The following is a 22,637-nucleotide window of genomic DNA, read 5'->3' as shown; positions in this document are numbered from 1 at the left end:
GGGCGTACGCGCCGGTCGGAGCGGGCCACCAGGTGGGCGTACGAGGGGTGTTCACATACGTACGCCGACGTTCACGGCCCAAGTTAATCCCGCATTGAACCTTGTTGACCTGCACCCGACAACACTCGATGCTCAATCGCAGCGTCCGGACGCGCTCCTCCACCCCCTCACCCCCCGCTTGGGAGGATCGCGATGCGCCATCGAATCAGCAGATACAGCGGACGCAGACGCTTGTCCGCGCTTGCCGTGGTGGCGGCTGCCCTGGTCGCCGCACCGGCGGCCACGGCCACGGCCGCCCCCGACAGCCCCCCGTCCGTGTCCGCGTCCGCCGCCGTACCCGGCACGGACGCCCCTTCCCTCCTCGCCGCCAAGCGTCTGAACATCACGATGCAGGCCCAGCAGAAGACCAACTGGTGCTGGGCCGCGGCCGGGAACACGATCGCCACCTTCTACGGCAGGAAGTACAGCCAGAACCAGTTCTGCAACGCCGCCTTCGGGCGCAGCCAGAACACCGAGTGCCCCAACTCGCAGGCCACGCTCGGCGACGTGCAGAACGGCCTGGACTGGGCGGGCATCAACGCCGGTTCGTACGTCAGCGGCTGGCTGCGCTACCCGACCGTGCAGGCCGAGATCAACGCCGGCCGCCCGGTCGAGACCCGCATCCAGTGGTCGAACGGCGGCGGCCACATGCACGTCCTCTACGGGTACGACGACGCGAGCAGCTGGGTCTACTGGGGCGACCCCTGGCCCTCTAACGACCGCTACAACTGGGCCTCGCACAGCTGGTACGTCAACAACAACACCTTCTCCTGGACCCACTCGCTGTACCGGATCGGGGCGTGAGCGCGATGACCCGTCACCTTCCCCGCCACCTGGTGCGGGCGGCGCTCGCCGGTTCGGCGGCCACCCTGCTCCTTGGCCTCGCGGCGCCGTACGCCACCGCCGACTCCGGACCGTCGGCCGCCTCCCGTGCGGCTGCCCACGATGCCGCGAGCGCTCCCGAGACCCTCGACACGCTCTCCCGGTTCTTCGCGCGGGAGGGGGCCGTCAGCAAGGCCGCCGCGGACCCGCGCGTACGGGGCGAGGCCGTGCCCGTGCGCTACCTCTCCCCGGAGTTCGTCGCCGGTGAGAAGGGTGCTCCGGTCGCCCGTGTGGAGTTCCTCGCCAGCAAGGCGGTCTCCTCCGACGGGCAGGAGGCCTCCCTGTGGACCGTGCGGCAGGGCGGCTCCTGGCAGGTCGTGAACATCGCTACCGGGGACGACGAGACGCGCTACGCGCGCGTGGGCGCCGACAAGCTCCCCGGGGGCACCGTTTTCCACGAGCCGCAGATCAACGCCTGGTACGTCCAGGGCGGCGGGCGGGTGCTTCCGCTGGACGCGGACGCTAGGCGTGCCGTGGGCTCGGGCGGGGTCTCGGTCGCCGCCTACCAGAAGCGCGTCCACAAGGCGTACGGCGACAAGCTGCCGGGATCCGCGTACGCGAAGTCGGGCAAGGCGGGGGGCTTCGGCCCGAAGGAGCGGGCTGCTGGGGCTTCGGCTTCGCCTGGGGCTTCGTCTGACGGCCCTGTCACGGTGGCCTCCTCCGTGGCCGGAGCCGGGGCCCTGGCCGCCCTCGGTCTCTCCGGGGCTGCCGTCCTGCGACGTCGCGCCCGGCAGCGCGGCTGACTCCGAGGCTCCTCCGGCGGGGGTGCCCCACCCGCCTGCCCTCCCGGGCGGGCGGGCCCCGGCCGGAGGTGGTGGCTGGCCCCCTGACTGTCAGCCCCCGCCAGTAGGGTGTGGAGCATGGCAGACCCCTCCAGCTACCGCCCCAAGCCGGGACAGATCCCCGACTCGCCGGGGGTCTATCGGTTCCGCGACGAACACCGCCGGGTGATCTACGTGGGCAAGGCGAAAAGCCTGCGCCAGCGCCTGGCCAGTTACTTCCAGGACCTGTCGAACCTGCACCCGCGCACCGCCACGATGGTGACCACGGCCGCCTCCGTCGAGTGGACCGTGGTCTCCACCGAGGTCGAGGCGCTGCAGCTCGAATACTCCTGGATCAAGGAGTTCGACCCCCGGTTCAACGTCAAGTACCGCGACGACAAGAGCTATCCGTACCTCGCGGTGACGATGAACGAGGAGTTCCCGCGCGTCCAGGTGATGCGCGGCCACAAGAAGAAGGGCGTCCGCTACTTCGGGCCCTACGGCCACGCGTGGGCGATCCGCGACACCGTCGACCTCCTCCTGCGCGTCTTCCCCGTCCGCACCTGCTCGGCGGGCGTCTTCAAGAACGCCGAGCGCACCGGCCGCCCCTGCCTCCTCGGCTACATCGGCAAGTGCGCGGCGCCCTGCGTGGAGCGTGTCTCGCCGGAGGAGCACCGTGAACTCGCCGAGGACTTCTGCGAGTTCATGACGGGCCGCACGGGGACGTACATCCGCCGCATCGAGCGGCAGATGGCGGACGCCGCCGAGGACATGGAGTACGAGAAGGCGGCCCGTCTCCGCGACGACATCGGGGCCCTCAAGAAGGCCATGGAGAAGAGCGCCGTCGTCCTCGCCGACGCCACGGACGCCGACCTCATCGCCCTCGCCGAGGACGAGCTGGAGGCGGCGGTCCAGATCTTCCACGTCCGCGGCGGCCGGGTGCGCGGTCAGCGCGGCTGGGTCACCGACAAGGTCGAGGCGGTCTCCAGCGGCGACCTCGTCGAACACGCGCTCCAGCAGCTCTACGGAGAGGAGAGCGGGGACTCCGTACCGAAGGAAGTCCTCGTTCCCGCGCTGCCCGACCCCATAGAGCCCGTCCAGGAGTGGCTCACCGAGCGCCGCGGTTCGAACGTCTCCCTGCGCATCCCGCAGCGCGGCGACAAGAAGGCGCTCATGGAGACCGTGGCGCGCAACGCGCAGCAGTCGCTCGTGCTGCACAAGACCAAGCGCGCCTCCGACCTGACCACCCGCTCCCGCGCCCTGGAGGAGATCGCCGAGGCGCTCGAACTGGACAGCGCCCCGCTGCGCATCGAGTGTTACGACATCTCGCATCTCCAGGGTGACGACGTCGTGGCCTCGATGGTCGTCTTCGAGGACGGCCTCGCCCGCAAGAGCGAGTACAGGCGCTTTCAGATCAAGGGCTTCGAGGGCCAGGACGACGTCCGCTCCATGCACGAGGTGCTCACGCGCCGCTTCAAGCGCTACCTCTCCGACAAGGAGAAGACGGGGGAGTGGGACCCCGACGGCGAGCAGGAGGGCCTGACCGAGGAGGACGGGCGTCCCAAGCGCTTCGCCTATCCGCCCCAGCTCGTCGTCGTGGACGGCGGCCAGCCGCAGGTCGCGGCCGCCCAGCGGGCCCTTGACGAGCTCGGCATCGACGACATCGCGGTGTGCGGCCTGGCCAAGCGCCTCGAAGAGGTCTGGGTGCCGGGCGACGACGACCCGGTGATCCTGCCCCGCACCAGCGAAGGCCTGTACCTTCTCCAGCGGGTACGCGACGAGGCGCACCGCTTCGCGATCACCTACCAGCGGGCCAAGCGCGCCAAGCGGTTCAGGGCCGGACCGCTGGACGCCGTGCCCGGACTGGGCGACGCGCGCAAGCAGACGCTGATCAAGCACTTCGGTTCGGTGAAGAAGCTGCGATCCGCGACAATCGACCAGATCTGCGAGGTTCCGGGCATAGGCCGCAAGACCGCCGAGGCGATCGTCGTGGCCTTCGCCGCCGCGGCACCCGCGGCGCCCGCCGTGAACACGGCGACCGGAGAGATCATTGAAGACGAGGAGCCCGCGCACGCGGGATCCCCGAGCGATGGCGAGGAGCCCGTGTCCGCGGGCACCTCAGAGGAACGACGGGGGCAGGAGACATGACCGAGCACGACGAAGGCGGCGAGCAAGTGAGTACGGGCACGACCATCACGCCAGGTGAGGCCGCCGAGGTGGCGATCCCCGAACTGGTGATCATCTCCGGCATGTCGGGAGCCGGCCGCAGCACCGCGGCGAAGTGTCTCGAGGACCTCGGCTGGTTCGTCGTCGACAACCTGCCGCCCGCGCTGATCCCCACCATGGTGGAGCTCGGCGCCCGCTCGCAGGGGAACGTCGCCCGCATCGCGGTCGTCGTCGACGTGCGAGGCCGCCGCTTCTTCGACAACCTGCGCCAGTCCCTCGCGGACCTGGAGGCCAAGCACGTCACCCGGCGGATCGTCTTCCTGGAGTCCTCGGACGACGCCCTGGTGCGCCGCTTCGAGTCGGTCCGCCGCCCGCACCCGCTGCAGGGCGACGGCCGCATCGTCGACGGCATCGCGGCCGAGCGCGAGCTCCTGCGCGAGCTGCGCGGCGACGCCGACCTGGTGATCGACACCTCCAGCCTGAACGTGCACGAGCTGCGCGCCAAGATGGACGCCCAGTTCGCGGGCGACGAGGAGCCCGAGCTGCGGGCCACGGTCATGTCGTTCGGCTACAAGTACGGCCTGCCGGTCGACGCCGACCTCGTCGTGGACTGCCGCTTCCTGCCCAATCCGCACTGGGTGCCGGAGCTGCGGCCCTTCACGGGGCTCAACGAAGAGGTCTCCGGCTACGTCTTCAACCAGCCGGGCGCCAAGGAGTTCCTCGACCGGTACGCCGAGCTCCTCCAGCTCATCGCCGCGGGATACCGCCGCGAGGGAAAGCGTTACGTGACGATCGCGGTCGGCTGCACGGGCGGCAAGCACCGCTCCGTCGCCATGTCGGAGAAGCTCGCAGCGCGCCTCGTCTCCGAGGGCGTCGAGACCGTCCTCGTCCATCGGGACATGGGGCGAGAGTGAAGTCCTCCCTGCGGCTGAACCGTCTGGGCCGCAAGCGGGGCACCCAGCCCAAGGTGGTGGCGCTCGGCGGCGGGATGGGCCTGTCCGCCTCGCTCGCCGGGCTGCGCCGCATCACGGGTGACCTCACCGCCGTGGTCACCGTCGCCGACGACGGCGGCTCCAGCGGGCGCCTGCGCGACGAACTGGGCGTCCTGCCGCCCGGTGACCTGCGCAAGGCGCTCGCGGCCCTGTGCGGGGACGACGACTGGGGCCAGACCTGGGCGCGCGTCATCCAGCACCGCTTCCAGTCCAAGGGCGACCTGCACGAGCACGCGGTCGGCAATCTGCTGATCGTGGCGCTGTGGGAGCAGCTGGGCGATCACGTCCAGGCCCTGGACCTGGTGGGCAAGCTGCTGGGCGCACACGGCCGCGTGCTGCCCATGTCGGCGGTGCCGCTGGAGCTGCAGGCCCTGGTCAAGGGGCACGACCCGGAGCGACCGGACGACGTGGACACGGTGCGCGGGCAGGCCACGGTGGCGCTCACCCCGGGGGAGGTGCAGTCCGTGCACGTGGTCCCGCACGACCCGCCGGCCGTCCCCGAAGCGGTCGCCGCCGTGCTCGACGCGGACTGGGTGGTGCTCGGCCCCGGTTCCTGGTTCTCCTCGGTGATCCCCCATCTGCTGGTCCCCGAACTGCTCGACGCGCTCATCGAGACGAAGGCCCGCAGGGTGCTGTCGCTCAACCTCGCGCCACAACCCGGTGAAACCGATGGGTTCTCTCCGCAGCGTCATTTGGAGGTTTTGGCCCGACACGCCCCTAAACTCGCCCTGGACGTGGTGCTGGCCGACGACGCCGCCGTGCCCGACCGTGAGTCACTCACCGATGCCGCCAAACGGCTCGGCGCCACGGTCGAGCTGGCGCCGGTGGCCAGGCACGATGGCACTCCGAGGCACGATCCGGAGCTCCTGGCCACCGCGTACGACCGTATTTTTCGGATGCATGGAAGGATCGGCCCATGGCGATGACGGCAGCGGTGAAGGACGAGATCTCCCGGCTTCCCGTCACCCGGACCTGCTGCAGAAAGGCAGAGGTCTCGGCCATCCTGCGGTTCGCGGGCGGCCTTCACCTGGTGAGTGGCCGCATCGTGATCGAGGCGGAGCTGGACACGGCGATGGCCGCGCGGCGGCTGAAGCGGGACATTCTTGAGATTTTCGGGCACAGCTCGGAGCTGATCGTGATGGCCCCCGGCGGGCTGCGACGCGGCTCCCGCTATGTCGTACGGGTGGTCGCGGGCGGCGATCAGCTGGCCCGTCAGACGGGCCTCGTGGACGGCCGGGGGCGCCCCATCAGAGGACTGCCGCCACAGGTGGTCTCGGGGGCCACCTGTGACGCCGAGGCCGCGTGGCGCGGGGCCTTCCTCGCGCACGGCTCGCTGACCGAGCCGGGGCGCTCCTCCTCCCTGGAGGTCACCTGCCCGGGTCCGGAGGCCGCGCTCGCCCTGGTCGGCGCCGCGCGCAGGCTCCAGATCGCGGCCAAGGCCCGTGAGGTGCGCGGCGTGGACCGCGTGGTCGTCCGGGACGGTGACGCGATCGGCGCCCTGCTCACCCGGCTCGGGGCCCATGAGTCGGTGCTCGCCTGGGAAGAGCGGCGGATGCGCCGCGAGGTGCGCGCCACCGCCAACCGCCTCGCCAACTTCGACGACGCCAACCTGCGCCGCTCGGCCCGCGCGGCGGTCGCCGCGGGCGCCCGTGTGCAGCGCGCCCTGGAGATCCTCGCCGACGAGGTCCCCGAGCACCTGGCGGCGGCCGGACGGCTGCGCATGGAGCACAAGCAGGCCTCCCTGGAGGAGCTGGGCGCGCTCGCCGAGCCGGCGCTGACCAAGGACGCGGTCGCGGGCCGTATCCGCCGGCTGCTCGCCATGGCGGACAAGCGGGCGCAGGACCTGGGGATTCCGGGCACGGAGTCCAACCTGAGCGAGGAGCTCGCCGACAACATGGCGGTCTGACCGCCTCGTACGTGACGCAAGCCGCCGGGGCCGCCGAGGCCCCGGCGGCTTTTTCCGTCCCATTCCGCCTTGCCCATTCCGCCTTGCCCTTCACGCCATATTGACATGATCATGAAGTGTCACGAGCCTGGCGTTCGCGCACAAATGTGCCGGACATCCGCAAGGGGGGCTCATGAGACGAAGAGCGAGATCCAGAGCCGGTTTCAGATCCGCCGTCGCCGCGGGCGCACTGCTCGTCGGCGGCCTTGTCGCAGTGCCGCACGCCCAGGCCGACAGCGGGGCGAAGGCCCCGGCCACCGACGACCCGGCAGCGGTCAAGGTCTACGAGGCCGAGGTCACCAAGAAGCAGATCCCGATCCTCGTCGATGCGGGCCAGGACGCCCGTGAGCTCGCCGGGCAGGCCCCCGAGCGTGGCACCGGCCGCGTCGAGGTCTATCTGACCGAGGCGCAGGCCAAGGGCGTCGAGCACGAGGGCGTGAAGCTCACCGAGCAGAAGATCCCGGCCAGTACGCAGCAGAAGCTCAAGGCCGCGGGGGACGGCGTGTTCCGCCCGTACAGCGGCGCGGGCGGGCTCAAGGAGGAGATCGTCAAGACCGGTCAGGCCAACCCCGGCCTCACCAAGGTCGTCTCCATCGGCAAGACACTCAAGGGCCAGGACATCCTCGCCCTGAAGCTCTCCAAGGGCGCGGCGAAGTCCAAGGACGGCTCCAAGCCGTCCACGCTCTACATGTCCAACCAGCACGCGCGCGAGTGGATCACCCCCGAGATGACCCGCCGCCTGATGCACTACTACCTCGACAACTACGGCAAGGATCAGCGCGTCACCAAACTCGTGAACACCACCGAGCTGTGGTTCGTGCTCTCCGCCAACCCCGACGGATACGACTTCACACACGCCGCCGACGGCGACCGCCAGTGGCGCAAGAACCTCCGTGACATCGACGGCGACGGCAAGATCGCGGCGGGCGACGGCGTCGACCTCAACCGCAACTTCGCCTACAAGTGGGGCTACGACAACGAGGGTTCGTCCCCCGAACAGTCGTCCGAGACCTACCGCGGCACCGGCCCGATGTCCGAGCCGGAGACCAAGGCGCTCGACCGCTTCCAGAAGCGCATCGGCTTCACGTACGGGATCAACTACCACTCCGCGGCCGAACTGCTCCTCTACGGAGTGGGCTGGCAGGTCGCCACGCCGACCCCGGACGACGTCCTCTACAAGGCGCTGAACGGCACCCCGGAGAAGCCCGCCGTCCCCGGCTACCACCCGCAGGTCTCCTCCGAGCTCTACACCACCAACGGCGAGGCCGACGGCCACGCGGGCAACGTCAACGGCTTCTCGATGTTCACGCCGGAGATGTCCACCTGCCAGACCGCCTCCAACATCGACCCGAACGACGCGTGGAAGCCCGAGGACTGCGCGTCGGTCTTCACCTTCCCGGACGACGAGAAGCTGATCCAGCAGGAGTTCGCGAAGAACGTCCCGTTCGCGCTCGCCGTCGCCGAGACCGCCACCCACCCCGACCAGCCGGTCTCCGTCACCGGCATCGAGGCCCCCGACTTCACGCCGGACGCCTTCAAGGAGTCGTACGCACGCGGGGCCGACCAGGAAGTCGCCGTCACCGCCCGCAAGTCGGTGCGCGACAAGGAGCTCAACTACCGGATCAACGGCGGCCGTACGCACGATGAGGACCTCAAGGCCTGGAAGGGCGGCGAGACGTACGGCGGTGAGGACAACATCCACTTCGACCAGTACCGCGCCGAGGTCGAGGACGCGCGCGTGGGCGACAAGGTCGAGGTGTGGTTCACCGGCCGCGGCAAGAAGGGCCGCACGGAGAGCGAGCACTTCACGTACACCGTCGCCGAACGCCCCAAGGCGAACACCCTCGTCGTGGCCGAAGAGGGAGCCGCCGCGACACAGGCCCAGAAGTACGTCGACGCCCTGAAGGCCAACGGCCGTTCGGCCGCGGTCTGGGACGTCGCCAAACAGGGCGCCCCGCACCCGCTCGGCGTCCTCTCGCACTTCTCCGCGGTCGTGCACTACACCGGTGACCCGGTACCCGGCGCCGCCACCCAGCTCGCCGTGCGCGCCTACCTCAACGAGGGCGGCAAGCTCATCGAGTCCGGCGAGCGCACGGGCGGCAACGTCGACCTCGGCGAGGCACTCACCGACGACTTCGCGCAGTACTACCTCGGTGCGTACGAGCGCCTCTCCGCGCCCGGTGCCACCAGCTTCGCCGGCAGCGGCGCGCTCAACGGCGTGAACACGCCGCTGGCGGCGGCCGACGCCAACCCCCTGGACAAGGCGGGCCGTTACACCGTCACGTCCGACAACCTGCCCGCCGACAAGTTCCCGCAGTTCAAGAGCGCGGCGGCAGGCAGCTACCCCGGGCTCAGCAATCCCTACGCCCCCTTCGAGGGCCAGGGCATGGCCTCGGCGACCCACGCCGACCAGGACTGGAAGAGGCTGACCCGCACGATCGACCTGACCGGGGTCACGGCCGCGCAGAAGCCGGAGCTGCGGTTCGCGCTCAACTGGAACCTGGAGACCGGCTACGACCACGGCGTCCTGGAGGCGCACACCACGGGCGCCGACGACTGGACCACGCTCCCCGACATCAACGGGAACTCGTCCAGCGCCGTGCCCGCCGAGTGCGGTGCCGGGTTCTTCATCAACGGCCACCCGTTCCTGCGCCACTACCTGACGCAGTCCGCGACCGGCTGCACGGCGTCCGGCACTAGCGGCACCTGGAACAGCTTCACCGGGTCCTCCGGCGGCTGGAAGCCCGTCACCTTCGATCTGAGCGCCTACGCGGGCAAGACGATCGAGGTGTCGCTCAGCTCCATCACCGACCCCTCCAGCGGGGGCCGCGGACTGTTTGCCGACAATGCGCAGATCGTGATAGGAGGCAACGCCACGCAGACCGAGGGATTCGAGACCTCGCTGGGCACCTGGGCGGTCGCTCCGGCGCCCCCCGGCAGCCCCAACATCACGGGTGACTGGGCCCGTACGGGGGAGCTCTACAAGCCCTATGCGGCCGTCACAGCGCGTGACAGCGTACTGCTCGGCTTCGGGTTCGAGCATGTACCCGGAAGTGCCGAACGGGCCGCTCTTATGGGCGCATCCCTTGCACATCTGCGCCGCTGACGCTGCGTAATCAGGACCAAGGTCCCGGTGGCTCGTGCTCCCTACTCGGGGGTACGGGCCACCGTGCCGTCCGGGACCCCTGTCGATGTCACCCAAAGGCCCGCAGAGAGGTAGGGTCGGGATCGGTCGGGGACATCCCATACAACTCGCCGGCGTCTGAAACCGGCGTACCAACGAGGAGATCGGTTCGTGACGATCCGCGTAGGCATCAACGGCTTCGGCCGCATCGGGCGCAACTACTTCCGGGCGCTGCTTGAGCAGGGTGCGGACATCGAGATCGTGGCTGTCAACGACCTGGGTGACACCGCGACTACGGCGCACCTCCTGAAGTACGACACCATCCTGGGCCGCCTCAAGGCCGAGGTGTCGCACACCGAGGACACCATCACGGTCGACGGCCACACCATCAAGGTGCTGTCCGAGCGCAACCCCGCCGACATCCCCTGGGGTCAGCTGGGCGTCGACATCGTGATCGAGTCGACCGGCATCTTCACCAAGAAGGCCGACGCCGAGAAGCACATCGCCGGTGGCGCCAAGAAGGTCCTCATCTCGGCTCCGGCCAAGGACGAGGACATCACCATCGTGATGGGCGTCAACCAGGACAAGTACGACGCGGCCAACCACCACGTCATCTCGAACGCGTCCTGCACCACCAACTGTGTGGCGCCGATGGCGAAGGTTCTCGACGAGAACTTCGGCATCGTCAAGGGCCTGATGACGACGGTGCACGCGTACACCAACGACCAGCGCATCCTGGACTTCCCGCACTCGGACCTGCGCCGCGCCCGCGCCGCCGCCGAGAACATCATCCCGACCACGACCGGTGCCGCCAAGGCCACCGCCCTGGTCCTTCCGCAGCTCAAGGGCAAGCTCGACGGCATCGCGATGCGCGTCCCGGTCCCGACCGGTTCCGCCACCGACCTCGTCGTCGACCTGCAGCGTGACGTCACCAAGGACGAGGTCAACGCCGCGTTCAAGAAGGCCGCCGACGACGGCGACCTCAAGGGCATCCTCTTCTACACCGAGGACCCGATCGTCTCGTCCGACATCGTGAGCGACCCGGCCTCCTGCACCTTCGACTCCTCCCTGACCATGGTCCAGGAGGGCAAGACGGTGAAGATCCTCGGCTGGTACGACAACGAGTGGGGCTACTCCAACCGCCTCGTCGACCTCACGGTCTTCGTCGGCGGTCAGCTCTGATCACCAGAGCAGGCACCTCGATGTGAGCACAGGGTCCGGACCGCGCGATACTGCGTGGTCCGGGCCTTGTTGCACGTCAGCCCTCTAAAGGAGTCCTGGAGCCCAGCTATGAAGACGATCGACGAACTTCTCGCCGAAGGGGTCGAAGGCAAGCGGGTCTTCGTCCGCGCCGACCTCAATGTGCCGCTCGCCGACGGCACCATCACCGACGACGGCCGCATCCGCGCCGTCCTGCCGACCGTCACCAAGCTCGCCGAAGCCGGCGCCAAGGTGATCGTCGCCTCGCACCTCGGCCGCCCCAAGGGCGCCCCGGACCCGGTGTTCTCGCTGCTTCCCGCCGCCGAGCGCCTCGGTGAACTCCTCGGCAAGCCCGTGGCGTTCGCCCAGGACACCGTCGGCCCCGCCGCGCACGACGCGGTGGACGGTCTCGAGCCCGGCCAGGTCGCCGTCATCGAGAACCTCCGCTTCAACGCCGGAGAGACGTCCAAGGACGACACCGAGCGCGGCGAGTTCGCCGACAAGCTCGCCGCCCTCGCGGATGTCTACGTGGGCGACGGTTTCGGTGCGGTGCACCGCAAGCACGCCTCCGTGTTCGACCTCCCCGCGCGCCTGCCGCACTACGCGGGCTTCCTCATCGCCACCGAGGTCGGCGTCCTGAAGAAGCTGACCGAGGACGTCAAGCGTCCGTACGTCGTCGCGCTCGGCGGCGCCAAGGTCTCCGACAAGCTGGCCGTCATCGACCAGCTGCTCGGCAAGGCCGACCGCCTCCTGATCGGCGGCGGCATGGCCTACACCTTCCTGAAGGCCCAGGGTCACGAGGTCGGCATCTCCCTCCTCCAGGAGGACCAGGTCCCGACCGTCAAGGAGTACATCAAGCGCGCACAGGAGAGTGGCGTCGAGCTGGTCCTCCCCGTCGACGTGCTGGTCTCCACCGAGTTCCCGGACCTGAAGACCAAGGCCCCGGCCAACCCCACCACGGTCGCCGCGGACGCCATCCCGGCCGACCAGGAGGGTCTCGACATCGGACCCGAGACCCGTAAGCTCTACGCCTCGAAGCTCGCCGACGCGGGCACCGTCTTCTGGAACGGCCCGATGGGCGTCTTCGAGCACCCCGACTACGCCGAGGGCACCAAGGCAATCGCCCAGGCCCTCCTCGACTCCCCGGCCTTCACGGTCGTCGGCGGTGGCGACTCCGCCGCGGCCGTCCGCACGCTGGGATTCGACGAGAACGCATTCGGCCACATTTCCACCGGCGGCGGCGCCTCCCTCGAATACCTCGAGGGCAAGACGCTCCCCGGCCTCGCCGCACTGGAGAACTGACACCTGATGACTACGCGTACCCCGCTGATGGCCGGCAACTGGAAGATGAACCTCAACCACCTCGAGGCCATCGCGCACGTCCAGAAGCTCGCCTTCGCCCTGGCCGACAAGGACTACGAGGCCGTCGAGGTCGCCGTCCTGCCCCCCTTCACCGACCTGCGTTCGGTGCAGACCCTGGTCGACGGCGACAAGCTCAAGATCAAGTACGGCGCCCAGGACATCTCGGCGCACGACACCGGCGCCTACACCGGCGAGATCTCGGGCCCGATGCTCTCCAAGCTGAAGTGCACGTTCGTGGCCGTGGGCCACTCCGAGCGCCGTCAGTACCACGACGAGACCGACGAGATCTGCAACGCCAAGGTGAAGGCCGCCTACAAGCACGGCCTGACCCCGATCCTCTGCATCGGCGAGGGCCTCGACATCCGTGAGGCCGGCCAGCAGATCCAGTACACCCTCGCCCAGCTCGACGGCGGTCTGAAGGACCTGCCCGCCGAGCAGGCCGAGACCATCGTCATCGCCTACGAGCCGGTGTGGGCCATCGGCACCGGCAAGGTCGCGACCCCCGAGGACGCCCAGGAGGTGTGCGGCGCGATCCGCGGCCGCCTCGCCGAGCTGTACTCGCAGGAGCTCGCCGACAAGGTGCGCATCCAGTACGGCGGCTCCGTGAAGTCCGGCAACGTGGCCGCGATCATGGCGCAGCCCGACGTCGACGGCGCCCTCGTGGGCGGCGCGGCGCTCGACTCCGACGAGTTCGTCAAGATCGTCCGGTTCCGCGACCAGTGAGTATGCGGTAGCGCCGATACGTCGTACCCTTGCGGGGGCCGGGCGGCTTCGCTCAGCGAGGCACCGGCCCCCGTCGTCTATCCAGTTCCGAGGAAGTTGGTCCAGCCGTGGTTATGGGGTTCTCGATCGCCCTGATCGTCTTCAGCCTGCTGATGATGCTGCTGGTGCTGATGCACAAGGGCAAGGGCGGCGGTCTCTCCGACATGTTCGGTGGCGGCATGCAGTCCTCCGTCGGCGGCTCGTCGGTCGCCGAGCGCAACCTCGACCGCATCACTGTCGTGGTCGGTCTTCTCTGGTTCGCGTGCATTGTCGTGCTCGGCCTGTTGATGAAGGTGAACAACTGACCGCGAAAGCGGCTTGATTGCTACCTTGCGAAAGCTTCGCTTAAAGCCCCATGTACGGTGCGCGCCGCACGGCGCGGATTATCATGGGGCTTGCGTCTCTGGGTGGGGTGTAACTCCAAACACTGGACGCGCGTTGGGCCTTACGTAGACTGAGGCGCCCGCAGCAGCACCATCACGCAGGGAGTTACGACCGTGGCAAGTGGCAACGCGATCCGAGGAAGTCGGGTCGGGGCGGGGCCGATGGGCGAGGCCGAGCGCGGTGAGTCCGCGCCGCGACTGCGCATCTCCTTCTGGTGCTCCAACGGACACGAGACGGTGCCCAGCTTCGCCAGCGACGCGCAGGTCCCCGATACATGGGACTGCCCCCGCTGCGGCTTCCCCGCAGGTCAGGACCGGGACAACCCGCCGGACCCGCCCCGCACCGAGCCGTACAAGACGCACCTGGCGTATGTGCGGGAGCGGCGCAGCGACGCGGACGGCGAGGCGATTCTCGCGGAGGCGCTGGCCAAACTGCGGGGCGAGATCTAGAGCGTGCGAAGGGCCGGACATCCGTAGATGTCCGGCCGCTGTGTTTTTCACGCGGCGTTTACTGGCACGTGTGCGGACAGACAGCTTCAGAGATCTCATATCGGGCCCTGATCAATTAGGTTGGAACGTGCAGCGGGGCAAGGTACGTACACAGGTACGAGAGAAGGCTGAAGTCCGAGATGAACGCAGAAAGCCGCGCCAGGCTCAACCAGACGCCCGAATGGGCGGCGCTCAGCAAGCACCGGGAGCAGCTGGGGGAGGTGCAGCTGCGTGAGCTGTTCGCGAAGGATCCGGCGCGCGGCACGCAGTACACGCTCCAGGTCGGCGACCTGCACGTCGACTACTCCAAGCACCTCGTCACGGACGAGACGCTGACGCTCCTGCGCGAGCTCGCCGCGGCCACCGATGTCTTCGGCCTGCGGGACGCTATGTTCCGCGGCGAGAAGATCAACACCACCGAGGACCGCGCCGTCCTGCACACCGCGCTGCGCGCCCCGCGGGACGGGGTGGTCGAGGTCGACGGCGAGAACGTGGTGCCGGGCGTGCACGCCGTGCTCGACAAGATGGCCGCCTTCGCGGACAAGGTCCGCTCCGGCGAGTGGACCGGGCACACCGGCAAGCGCATCAAGAACATCGTGAACGTCGGCATCGGCGGCTCCGACCTCGGGCCCGCCATGGCGTACGAGGCGCTCCGGTCCTTCACCGACCGCGACCTCACCGTGCGCTTCGTGTCGAACGTCGACGGCGCCGACCTGCACGAGGCCGTGCGGGACCTGGACCCGGCCGAGACGCTGTTCATCATCGCCTCGAAGACGTTCACCACCATCGAGACGATCACGAACGCCACCTCGGCGCGCGACTGGCTCCTGACCGGCCTGCGCGCCGACCAGAGCGCCGTCGCCAAGCACTTCGTGGCCCTGTCGACGAACGGCGGCAAGGTCTCCGACTTCGGCATCGACACGGCCAACATGTTCGAGTTCTGGGACTGGGTCGGCGGCCGTTATTCGTTCGACTCGGCGATCGGTCTCTCGCTGATGATCGCGATCGGCCCGGACGCCTTCCGCGAGATGCTGGACGGCTTCCACCTCGTCGACGAGCACTTCCGTAACGAGCCCGCCGAGTCGAACGTGCCGCTCCTGCTCGGCCTGTTGGGCATCTGGTACGGCAACTTCCACGACGCCCAGTCGCACGCGGTCCTGCCGTACTCGCACTACCTCTCCAAGTTCACGGCTTACCTCCAGCAGCTCGACATGGAGTCCAACGGCAAGTCCGTGGGCCGTGACGGCGAGCCGGTCGACTGGCAGACGGGACCGGTCGTCTGGGGCACGCCGGGCACCAACGGCCAGCACGCGTACTACCAACTCATCCACCAGGGAACGAAGTTGATCCCGGCGGACTTCATCGGCTTCGCCGAGCCCGTCGGTGATCTGCTGCCCGGCCTGGTCGCCCAGCACGACCTCCTGATGGCCAACTTCTTCGCGCAGACGCAGGCGCTGGCCTTCGGTAAGACGCCCGACGAGGTGCGGGCCGAGGGTGTGCCGGACGAGCTCGTCCCGCACAAGACGTTCCAGGGCAACCACCCGACGACGACGCTCCTCGCCAAGGAACTGACGCCGTCGGTTCTCGGCCAACTCATCGCGCTCTACGAACACAAGGTGTTCGTGCAGGGCGCCGTGTGGAACATCGACTCGTTCGATCAGTGGGGAGTCGAGCTCGGCAAGGTCCTCGCCAAGCGCATCGAGCCCGCCCTGACCGAGGGCGCGGACGTACCGGACCTGGATGGTTCGACGACGGCGCTGGTAGCCAAGTACCGCACCCTGCGCGGGCGTTGATCCTCTGAGCAGTAGCTGAAAACAAGTACGGCCCGGTCCGCCGAGAGGCGGGCCGGGCCGTACTGCGTGCTGCGAACCGGTCAGGGAGAAGCCGGCGGATACAGGTCGCGCGGCAGCTGCGAGGCCGCCGCCGCGTCCAGCAGCCACAGCGTCCGCGACCTGCCGTACGCGCCCGCGGCGGGGGCCTGCACCTCGCCCGCGCCCGACAGGGCGATCGCCGCGGCGTTCGCCTTGTCCTCGCCGGCCGCGAGCAGCCACACCTCGCGCGCCGAGCGGATCGCCGGCAGCGTGAGCGTGATGCGGACGGGCGGCGGCTTGGGCGCGCCGTGCACGCCGACCACCGTCCGCTCCGTCTCGCGGACCGCGGGCAACTCCGGGAAGAGCGAAGCGACATGGGTGTCAGGTCCGACGCCCAGCATCAGCACGTCGAACGTCGGCACCGGACCATGGTCCTCGGGCCCCGCAGCCGCGGTGAGCTCGGCCGCGTACATTCCGGCCGCCGCGTCCACCTCGTACGCGCCATCCGACGCGGGCATCGGATGCACCCGGGCCGGGTTAAGGGGCACCGAGTCGAGCAGTGCCTCCTTGGCCTGGGTGTAGTTGCGCTCCGGGTCGCCGTCCGGCAGGAAGCGCTCGTCGCCCCACCACAGGTCCAGGCGCGACCAGTCGATCGCGTCCTTCGCGGGGGACGAACTCAGCGCCGCGAGCAGGCCGTTGCCGTTGCGGCCGCCCGTGAGGACCACCGACGCGAAGCCGCGGGCGGCCTGCGCGTCGACGATCTTCGTGATGAGGCGGGCCGCGGCGGCCTGCGCCATCAGCTCCTTGTCGCGGTGCACGACCAGCTGCGGCGCCGCGCTCACTTCGTCGCCGCCTTCTTGGCCGCGGTCTTCTTCGCGGGGGCGGTCTTCTTCGCCGCCTCCGCGGGCTCCTCCACCGCGGGAACCGTGGTCTCCTCGGCGGGCTCGCCAAGACGGTCCACACCGAACTTCAGCGCGGACGCGTAGGTGTCGTCCGGGTCGAGACGGCGCAGCTCCTCGGCGATCAGCTCGGCCGTCTCGCGGCGCTTGAGCGCCACCGCACGGTCGGGCTGCCCCTGGATGGAGAGCGTGGCGAGCGAGCCGTCGGCCCGGCCGAGCACGATGGGACCGCAGTCGGTGTCCATGCGTACGCCGGTGAGGCCGGGGCCCGCGGAGAGCGAGCGCTTCACGGGGACGGAGAGCCGGTCCGCGAGCCACATGGCGAGCAGCTCGCAGCTCGGGTTGAACTCCTCGCCCTCCACCTCGACCGACGTCACCTTGCAGTGGATCTGGTCGAGGGCCGCCGCGAGCATCGAGCGCCACGGGGTGATCCGGGTCCAGGAGAGGTCCGTGTCGCCGGGGTGGTAGGCGTCGGCGCGCGCGGTCAGCTCGTGGATCGGCTGCTCGGCCGCGTACGTGTCCGTGACGCGGCGCTGGGCGAGCGCGCCCAGCGGGTCCTTGGCCGGGTTGAGCGGCGCGTTGACCGGCCACCACACGACCACGGGGGCGTCGGGAAGCAGCAGCGGCAGGACGACCGACTGGGCGTGGTTGATGACCTCGCCGTACAGCCGGAGGACGACCGTCTCGCCGGTGCCCGCCTCGACGCCGACCCGTACCTCGGCGTCCAGACGCGACGTCGTGCGGTCACGGGGCGAGCGCGCGGCGCGCTTGATGACGACCAGGGTGCGCGAGGGGTGCTCGCGCGAGGCCTCGTTGGCGGCCTTCAGGGCGTCGTAGGCGTTCTCCTCGTCGGTCACGATGACGAGGGTGAGCACCATGCCGACGGCCGGTGTGCCGATCGCCCTGCGCCCCTTAACGAGCGCCTTGTTGATCTTGCTGGACGTGGTGTCCGTAAGGTCGATCTTCATGGGCGACGCCAGCTCCGTCCGTCTCGTGCGAGCATTTCGTCCGCCTCGGACGGGCCCCAGGTCCCGGACGGGTACTGCGCGGGCTTGCCGTGCTTGTCCCAGTACTCCTCGATCGGGTCGAGGATGTTCCAGGAGAGCTCGACCTCCTCCGTGCGCGGGAAGAGGTTGGCGTCGCCGAGCAGGACGTCCAGGATCAGGCGCTCGTACGCCTCCGGGCTGGACTCGGTGAAGGACTCGCCGTAGGCGAAGTCCATCGACACGTCGCGGATCTCCATCGAGGTGCCGGGCACCTTCGAGCCGAACCGGACCGTGATGCCCTCGTCGGGCTGGACGCGGATGACGATCGCGTTCTGGCCCAGCTCCTCCGTCGCCGTGTGGTCGAAGGGGGAGTGGGGCGCGCGCTGGAACACGACCGCGATCTCGGTGACGCGGCGGCCCAGGCGCTTGCCGGTGCGGAGGTAGAAGGGGACGCCCGCCCAGCGGCGGTTGTCCACCTCCAGCTTGATGGCCGCGTAGGTGTCGGTCTTCGACTTGGGGTCGATGCCCTCTTCCTGGAGGTAGCCGACGGCCTTCTCGCCGCCCTGCCACCCCGCGGCGTACTGACCGCGGACCGTGCTCTCGCCGAGGTCCTTGGGCAGCCGCACGGCACCCAGGACCTTCGCCTTCTCGGCCACCAGCGCGTTCGCGTCGAAGGAGGCGGGCTCCTCCATCGCGGTCAGCGCCATCAGCTGGAGCAGGTGGTTCTGGATGACGTCACGGGCGGCGCCGATGCCGTCGTAGTAGCCGGCCCGGCCGCCGATGCCGATGTCCTCGGCCATCGTGATCTGGATGTGGTCCACGTACGACCGGTTCCAGATCGGCTCGAACATCTGGTTGGCGAAGCGGAGCGCCAGGATGTTCTGGACGGTCTCCTTGCCGAGGTAGTGGTCGATCCGGAACACCTGGTCCGGGGCGAACACCTCGTGCACGATCGAGTTGAGCTCCTTGGCGGACGTCAGGTCGTGTCCGAAGGGCTTCTCGATGACCGCGCGGCGCCAGGAGCCCTGCGGGGCGTCCGCCAGCTCGTGCTTCTTGAGCTGCTGGACGACCTGCGGGAAGAACTTCGGGGGCACCGACAGGTAGAAGGCGAAGTTGCCGCCCGTGCCCTGTGCCTTGTCGAGGTCCTGGATGGTGGCCTTGAGCTGCTCGAACGCGGCGTCGTCGTCGAAGTTGCCCTGGACGAAGCGCATCCCCTGGATGAGCTGCTGCCAGACCTCCTCGCGGAACGGCGTGCGCGAGTGCTGCTTGACCGCGTCGTGGACGACCTGGGCGAAGTCCTCGTCCTCCCAGTCGCGACGCGCGAAGCCGATGAGCGAGAAGCCCGGCGGCAACAGACCTCGGTTGGCGAGGTCATACACAGCGGGCATCAGCTTTTTACGGGACAAATCGCCCGTGACGCCAAAGATGACCAGGCCCGACGGCCCCGCGATACGCGGGAGCCGTCGGTCTGCGGCGTCACGCAGCGGATTGCTGCTTGACAAGGTGGTCAGCCCTCCGAAGGGGTGAGGCGCTTGAGCTCCGCCTCGGTGGACTTGAGCAGGTCGTTCCAGGACGCCTCGAACTTCTCGACGCCCTCGTCCTCGAGCAGCTGCACGACCTCGTCGTAGCTGATGCCGAGCTTCTCGATGGCCTCGATCTCGCCGCGCGCGGCGTCGTACGTGCCCGCGATGGTGTTGCCGGTGATCTGGCCGTGGTCGGCCGAGGCCTCGAGGGTCGCTTCCGGCATCGTGTTCACCGTGTTCGGCGCGACCAGCTCGTCGACGTACAGGGTGTCCTTGTACGCCGGGTCCTTGACGCCGGTCGAGGCCCACAGCGGACGCTGCTTGTTGCCCTGCGCCTTGTCGAGCGCGGCCCAGCGGTCGGACGAGAAGACCTCTTCGTACGCCTCGTACGCGAGGCGGGCGTTGGCGAGCGCGGCCTTGCCCTTGAGGGCCTTGGCCTCGTCCGTGCCGATGCCGTCGAGGCGCTTGTCGATCTCGGTGTCCACGCGGGACACGAAGAAGGACGCCACCGAGTGGATCTTGGAGAGGTCCAGGCCGGCGGCCTTCGCCTTCTCCAGGCCCGCCAGGTACGCGTCCATGACCTCGCGGTAGCGCTCGAGCGAGAAGATCAGCGTCACGTTCACGCTGATGCCCTTGCCGATGACCTCGGTGATCGCGGGCAGGCCCGCCTTCGTCGCCGGGATCTTGATGAGCGTGTTCGGGCGGTCCACCAGCCAGGCGAGCTGCTTGGCCTCGGCGACCGTCGACTTCGTGTTGTGCGCCAGGCGCGGGTCGACCTCGATCGACACGCGGCCGTCCTGGCCGCCCGTCGCGTCGAAGACCGGGCGCAGGATGTCGGCGGCGTCACGGACGTCCGCCGTCGTGATCATGCGGATGGCCTCTTCGACGGTGACACCGCGGGCGGCGAGGTCCGAGACCTGCTGCTCGTAGCCGTCACCGCTGCTGATCGCCTTCTGGAAGATCGACGGGTTCGTCGTGACGCCCACGACGTGACTCTGGTCGATCAGCTCGGCGAGGTTGCCGGACGTGATCCGCTTGCGCGACAGGTCGTCCAGCCAGATCGCGACGCCTTCGTCGGAAAGGCGCTTGAGTGCGTCTGTCATGGGGATTACATCTCCTACTTGGTCGTATGTCGGCGTCAGCGCTGAGCGGCGTCGATCGATTCCCGGGCGGCTGCGGCCACGTGGTCGGCGGTGAAGCCGAACTCGCGGAAGAGCACCTTGCCGTCGGCCGAGGCACCGAAGTGCTCCAGCGAGACGATGCGTCCGGCGTCACCCACGAAGCGGTGCCAGGTCAGGCCGATGCCCGCCTCGACCGCCACGCGCGCCTTCACGGACGGCGGAAGGACGCTGTCGCGGTACCCCTGGTCCTGCGCCTCGAACCACTCGACGCACGGCATCGAGACGACGCGCGTCGGAACGCCCGCGGCCTGGAGCTGCTCGCGCGCCTCGACGGCGAGCTGCACCTCGGAGCCGGTGCCGATGAGGACGACCTCGGGGGTGCCGCCGTCGGCCTCGAAGAGGACGTAGCCACCCTTGACAGCGCCCTCGGTGACCTCGCGGTCGTACGTCGGCACGCCCTGACGGGTCAGCGCGAGGCCGTGCGGGGCGCCCTTGCCGAACTCCTTCGTGTAGCGCTTGAGGATCTCGCGCCACACGACCGCGGTCTCGTTCGCGTCCGCCGGGCGGACGACGTTCAGGCCCGGGATGGCACGCAGCGAGGCCAGGTGCTCGACCGGCTGGTGCGTCGGACCGTCCTCGCCGAGACCGATGGAGTCGTGCGTCCACACGTACGTCACCGGGAGGTGCATCAGCGCGGAGAGACGGACGGCGTTGCGCATGTAGTCGGAGAACACCAGGAAGGTGCCGCCGAAGATGCGGGTGTTGCCGTGCAGCGCGATGCCGTTCATCTCCGCGGCCATGGAGTGCTCGCGGATGCCGAAGTGGATCGTGCGGCCGTACGGGTTCGCTCCCGGCAGCGGGTTGCCCGTGGGGAGGAACGACGACGTCTTGTCGATCGTGGTGTTGTTCGAGCCCGCGAGGTCGGCGGAGCCGCCCCACAGCTCGGGGATCACCGCGCCGAGCGCCTGCAGGACCTTGCCGGACGCGGCACGCGTCGCGACACCCTTGCCCGTCTCGAAGACCGGGAGCTTCTCCTCCCAGCCGGCCGGCAGCTCGCCCGCGGCGACGCGGTCGAACTCGGCGGCACGCGCGGAGTTCGCGGTGCGCCAGGCGGCGAAGCCCTTCTCCCACTCGGCCTTGGCGTCACGGCCGCGGTCCAGCGCCGCACGGGTGTGCGCGAGGACCTCGTCCGAGACCTCGAAGTTCTGCTCGGGGTCGAAGCCGAGGACACGCTTGGTGGCCGCGACCTCTTCGTCGCCGAGCGCCGAGCCGTGCGCGGCCTCGGTGTTCTGCGCGTTCGGGGCGGGCCAGGCGATGATCGAGCGCATCGCGATGAAGGACGGCTTGTCCGTCACGGCCTTCGCGGCCAGGATCGCCTCGTAGAGGGCGGCGGGGTCGAGGTCGCCGTCCTCCTTGGGCTCCACGCGCTGGACGTGCCAGCCGTAGGCCTCGTACCGCTTCATGGTGTCCTCGGACACCGCGGTCTCCGTGTCGCCCTCGATGGAGATGTGGTTGTCGTCCCACAGCAGTACGAGGTTGCCGAGCTTCTGGTGTCCGGCCAGCGACGACGCCTCGCCGGAGATGCCCTCCTGGAGGCAGCCGTCACCGGCGATCGCGAAGATGTGGTGGTCGAACGGCGACTCGCCGGCAGCGGTGTCCGGGTCGAACAGGCCGCGCTCGTAACGGGCGGCCATCGCCATGCCCACGGCGTTGGCGACGCCCTGGCCCAGGGGGCCCGTCGTCGTCTCCACGCCCGTGGTGTGCCCGTACTCCGGGTGGCCGGGGGTCTTCGAGCCCCAGGTGCGGAAGGCCTTCAGGTCATCGAGCTCCAGGCCGAAGCCGGCCAGGTAGAGCTGGATGTAGAGAGTCAGGGACGAGTGGCCCGCGGAGAGAACGAACCGGTCGCGCCCGGTCCACTCGGCGTCCGCGGGGTCGTGCCGCATCACCTTCTGGAAGAGGGTGTACGCGGCGGGCGCGAGGCTCATGGCCGTACCAGGATGGCCGTTGCCGACCTTCTGTACGGAGTCCATGGCCAGGACGCGGGCAGTATCAACAGCCCGCTGGTCCAGTTCGGTCCACTCGAGGTCTGTGGTGGTCGGCTTGGTGCTCACCCTGAGTCAGGGCTCCTCTCCACATGTCGAATGCCGGCGATGTAGATCTCACCGGCCGATGTCGAGCCTACCGCTGTAAAG

The 22,637-nt window shown here is 69.2% G+C and carries 18 protein-coding genes; 13 read left to right on the top strand and 5 right to left on the bottom strand.

The features are described from left to right. The first annotated feature begins 192 nt into the window (after positions 1-192). From AB0E78_RS00875 to pgi, 13 genes are all read left to right on the top strand, one after another. Positions 193-843 (top strand): papain-like cysteine protease family protein, encoded by a 651-nt coding sequence (locus tag AB0E78_RS00875; protein WP_361826422.1) that lies wholly within the window; start codon positions 193-195, stop codon positions 841-843. Positions 844-848: 5 nt separating this feature from the next. Further along, on the top strand, positions 849-1,664 hold the full coding sequence (locus tag AB0E78_RS00870) for a hypothetical protein (RefSeq protein ID WP_361828430.1): 816 nt from the start codon (positions 849-851) through the stop codon (positions 1,662-1,664). 117 nt (positions 1,665-1,781) lie between these two features. Beyond that, positions 1,782-3,830, top strand: coding sequence for an excinuclease ABC subunit UvrC (gene uvrC / locus AB0E78_RS00865; protein WP_361826419.1), 2,049 nt, complete (start codon positions 1,782-1,784; stop codon positions 3,828-3,830). Next, positions 3,827-4,762, top strand: coding sequence for an RNase adapter RapZ (gene rapZ, locus AB0E78_RS00860; protein ID WP_361826416.1), 936 nt, complete (start codon positions 3,827-3,829; stop codon positions 4,760-4,762). Before uvrC ends, rapZ begins: the two co-directional genes overlap by 4 nt. Next, on the top strand, positions 4,759-5,766 hold the full coding sequence (gene yvcK, locus AB0E78_RS00855; RefSeq protein ID WP_361826413.1) for a uridine diphosphate-N-acetylglucosamine-binding protein YvcK: 1,008 nt from the start codon (positions 4,759-4,761) through the stop codon (positions 5,764-5,766). The genes rapZ and yvcK overlap by 4 nt, the downstream gene beginning before the upstream one ends. After that, complete coding sequence (gene whiA, locus AB0E78_RS00850) at positions 5,757-6,746, top strand: DNA-binding protein WhiA (protein WP_190083252.1); 990 nt, start codon at positions 5,757-5,759, stop codon at positions 6,744-6,746. Before yvcK ends, whiA begins: the two co-directional genes overlap by 10 nt. 172 nt (positions 6,747-6,918) lie before the next feature. Then, positions 6,919-9,891: a M14 family zinc carboxypeptidase gene (locus tag AB0E78_RS00845; RefSeq protein ID WP_361826410.1), complete on the top strand. Its 2,973-nt coding sequence runs from the start codon at positions 6,919-6,921 to the stop codon at positions 9,889-9,891. Between the two features lie 189 nt (positions 9,892-10,080). Further along, positions 10,081-11,091, top strand: a complete 1,011-nt coding sequence (gene gap / locus AB0E78_RS00840; protein ID WP_249590615.1) for a type I glyceraldehyde-3-phosphate dehydrogenase — start codon at positions 10,081-10,083, stop codon at positions 11,089-11,091. 108 nt (positions 11,092-11,199) lie between these two features. Next, positions 11,200-12,411, top strand: a complete 1,212-nt coding sequence (locus tag AB0E78_RS00835; RefSeq protein WP_361826407.1) for a phosphoglycerate kinase — start codon at positions 11,200-11,202, stop codon at positions 12,409-12,411. Positions 12,412-12,417: 6 nt separating this feature from the next. Further along, entirely contained in the window at positions 12,418-13,194 is a 777-nt protein-coding gene (gene tpiA, locus AB0E78_RS00830) for a triose-phosphate isomerase (RefSeq protein WP_361826404.1), read from the top strand. A 113-nt stretch (positions 13,195-13,307) separates the two neighbouring features. Next, complete coding sequence (gene secG / locus AB0E78_RS00825; protein ID WP_135329442.1) at positions 13,308-13,538, top strand: preprotein translocase subunit SecG; 231 nt, start codon at positions 13,308-13,310, stop codon at positions 13,536-13,538. Positions 13,539-13,730: 192 nt separating this feature from the next. After that, positions 13,731-14,066, top strand: coding sequence for an RNA polymerase-binding protein RbpA (locus tag AB0E78_RS00820; protein ID WP_078077905.1), 336 nt, complete (start codon positions 13,731-13,733; stop codon positions 14,064-14,066). 179 nt (positions 14,067-14,245) lie between these two features. Next, complete coding sequence (pgi, locus tag AB0E78_RS00815) at positions 14,246-15,898, top strand: glucose-6-phosphate isomerase (RefSeq protein WP_361826401.1); 1,653 nt, start codon at positions 14,246-14,248, stop codon at positions 15,896-15,898. Positions 15,899-15,978: 80 nt separating this feature from the next. Here pgi and pgl read toward each other — a convergent pair whose 3' ends face one another. From pgl to tkt, 5 genes are read right to left on the bottom strand one after another with little or no spacing between them, the layout of a single operon-like run. Further along, positions 15,979-16,758, bottom strand: a complete 780-nt coding sequence (pgl, locus tag AB0E78_RS00810) for a 6-phosphogluconolactonase (RefSeq protein WP_361826398.1) — start codon at positions 16,756-16,758, stop codon at positions 15,979-15,981. Beyond that, the gene (gene opcA, locus AB0E78_RS00805; RefSeq protein WP_361826396.1) at positions 16,755-17,783 is read right to left on the bottom strand and encodes a glucose-6-phosphate dehydrogenase assembly protein OpcA; all 1,029 of its coding nucleotides are present in this window, start codon (positions 17,781-17,783) and stop codon (positions 16,755-16,757) included. Before opcA ends, pgl begins: the two co-directional genes overlap by 4 nt. Further along, complete coding sequence (gene zwf / locus AB0E78_RS00800) at positions 17,780-19,312, bottom strand: glucose-6-phosphate dehydrogenase (RefSeq protein WP_361828426.1); 1,533 nt, start codon at positions 19,310-19,312, stop codon at positions 17,780-17,782. The genes opcA and zwf overlap by 4 nt, the downstream gene beginning before the upstream one ends. After that, entirely contained in the window at positions 19,309-20,427 is a 1,119-nt protein-coding gene (gene tal, locus AB0E78_RS00795; protein WP_361826393.1) for a transaldolase, read from the bottom strand. The genes zwf and tal overlap by 4 nt, the downstream gene beginning before the upstream one ends. Before the next feature lie 35 nt (positions 20,428-20,462). After that, on the bottom strand, positions 20,463-22,556 hold the full coding sequence (tkt, locus tag AB0E78_RS00790; RefSeq protein WP_361826390.1) for a transketolase: 2,094 nt from the start codon (positions 22,554-22,556) through the stop codon (positions 20,463-20,465). Between the last annotated feature and the right edge of the window lie 81 nt (positions 22,557-22,637).

It is taken from the genome of Streptomyces sp. NPDC032198, assembly GCF_040636975.1.
GTDB lineage: Bacteria > Actinomycetota > Actinomycetes > Streptomycetales > Streptomycetaceae > Streptomyces.
The sequence above is the reverse complement of the archived record's forward strand: the minus strand, read 5'-3'. Positions and strand labels throughout refer to the sequence as shown.

Bases quoted from the DNA above. Each gene is read 5' to 3' on its own strand.
- rapZ (WP_361826416.1), top strand. From the start codon at position 3,827: ATGACCGAGCACGACGAAGGCGGCGAGCAAGTGAGTACGGGCACGACC.
- AB0E78_RS00875 (WP_361826422.1), top strand. From the start codon at position 193: ATGCGCCATCGAATCAGCAGATACAGCGGACGCAGACGCTTGTCCGCG.
- tal (WP_361826393.1), bottom strand. From the start codon at position 20,427: ATGACAGACGCACTCAAGCGCCTTTCCGACGAAGGCGTCGCGATCTGG.
- whiA (WP_190083252.1), top strand. From the start codon at position 5,757: ATGGCGATGACGGCAGCGGTGAAGGACGAGATCTCCCGGCTTCCCGTC.
- pgi (WP_361826401.1), top strand. From the start codon at position 14,246: ATGAACGCAGAAAGCCGCGCCAGGCTCAACCAGACGCCCGAATGGGCG.
- AB0E78_RS00870 (WP_361828430.1), top strand. From the start codon at position 849: ATGACCCGTCACCTTCCCCGCCACCTGGTGCGGGCGGCGCTCGCCGGT.
- opcA (WP_361826396.1), bottom strand. From the start codon at position 17,783: ATGAAGATCGACCTTACGGACACCACGTCCAGCAAGATCAACAAGGCG.
- uvrC (WP_361826419.1), top strand. From the start codon at position 1,782: ATGGCAGACCCCTCCAGCTACCGCCCCAAGCCGGGACAGATCCCCGAC.
- secG (WP_135329442.1), top strand. From the start codon at position 13,308: ATGGGGTTCTCGATCGCCCTGATCGTCTTCAGCCTGCTGATGATGCTG.
- AB0E78_RS00835 (WP_361826407.1), top strand. From the start codon at position 11,200: ATGAAGACGATCGACGAACTTCTCGCCGAAGGGGTCGAAGGCAAGCGG.
- AB0E78_RS00845 (WP_361826410.1), top strand. From the start codon at position 6,919: ATGAGACGAAGAGCGAGATCCAGAGCCGGTTTCAGATCCGCCGTCGCC.
- tpiA (WP_361826404.1), top strand. From the start codon at position 12,418: ATGACTACGCGTACCCCGCTGATGGCCGGCAACTGGAAGATGAACCTC.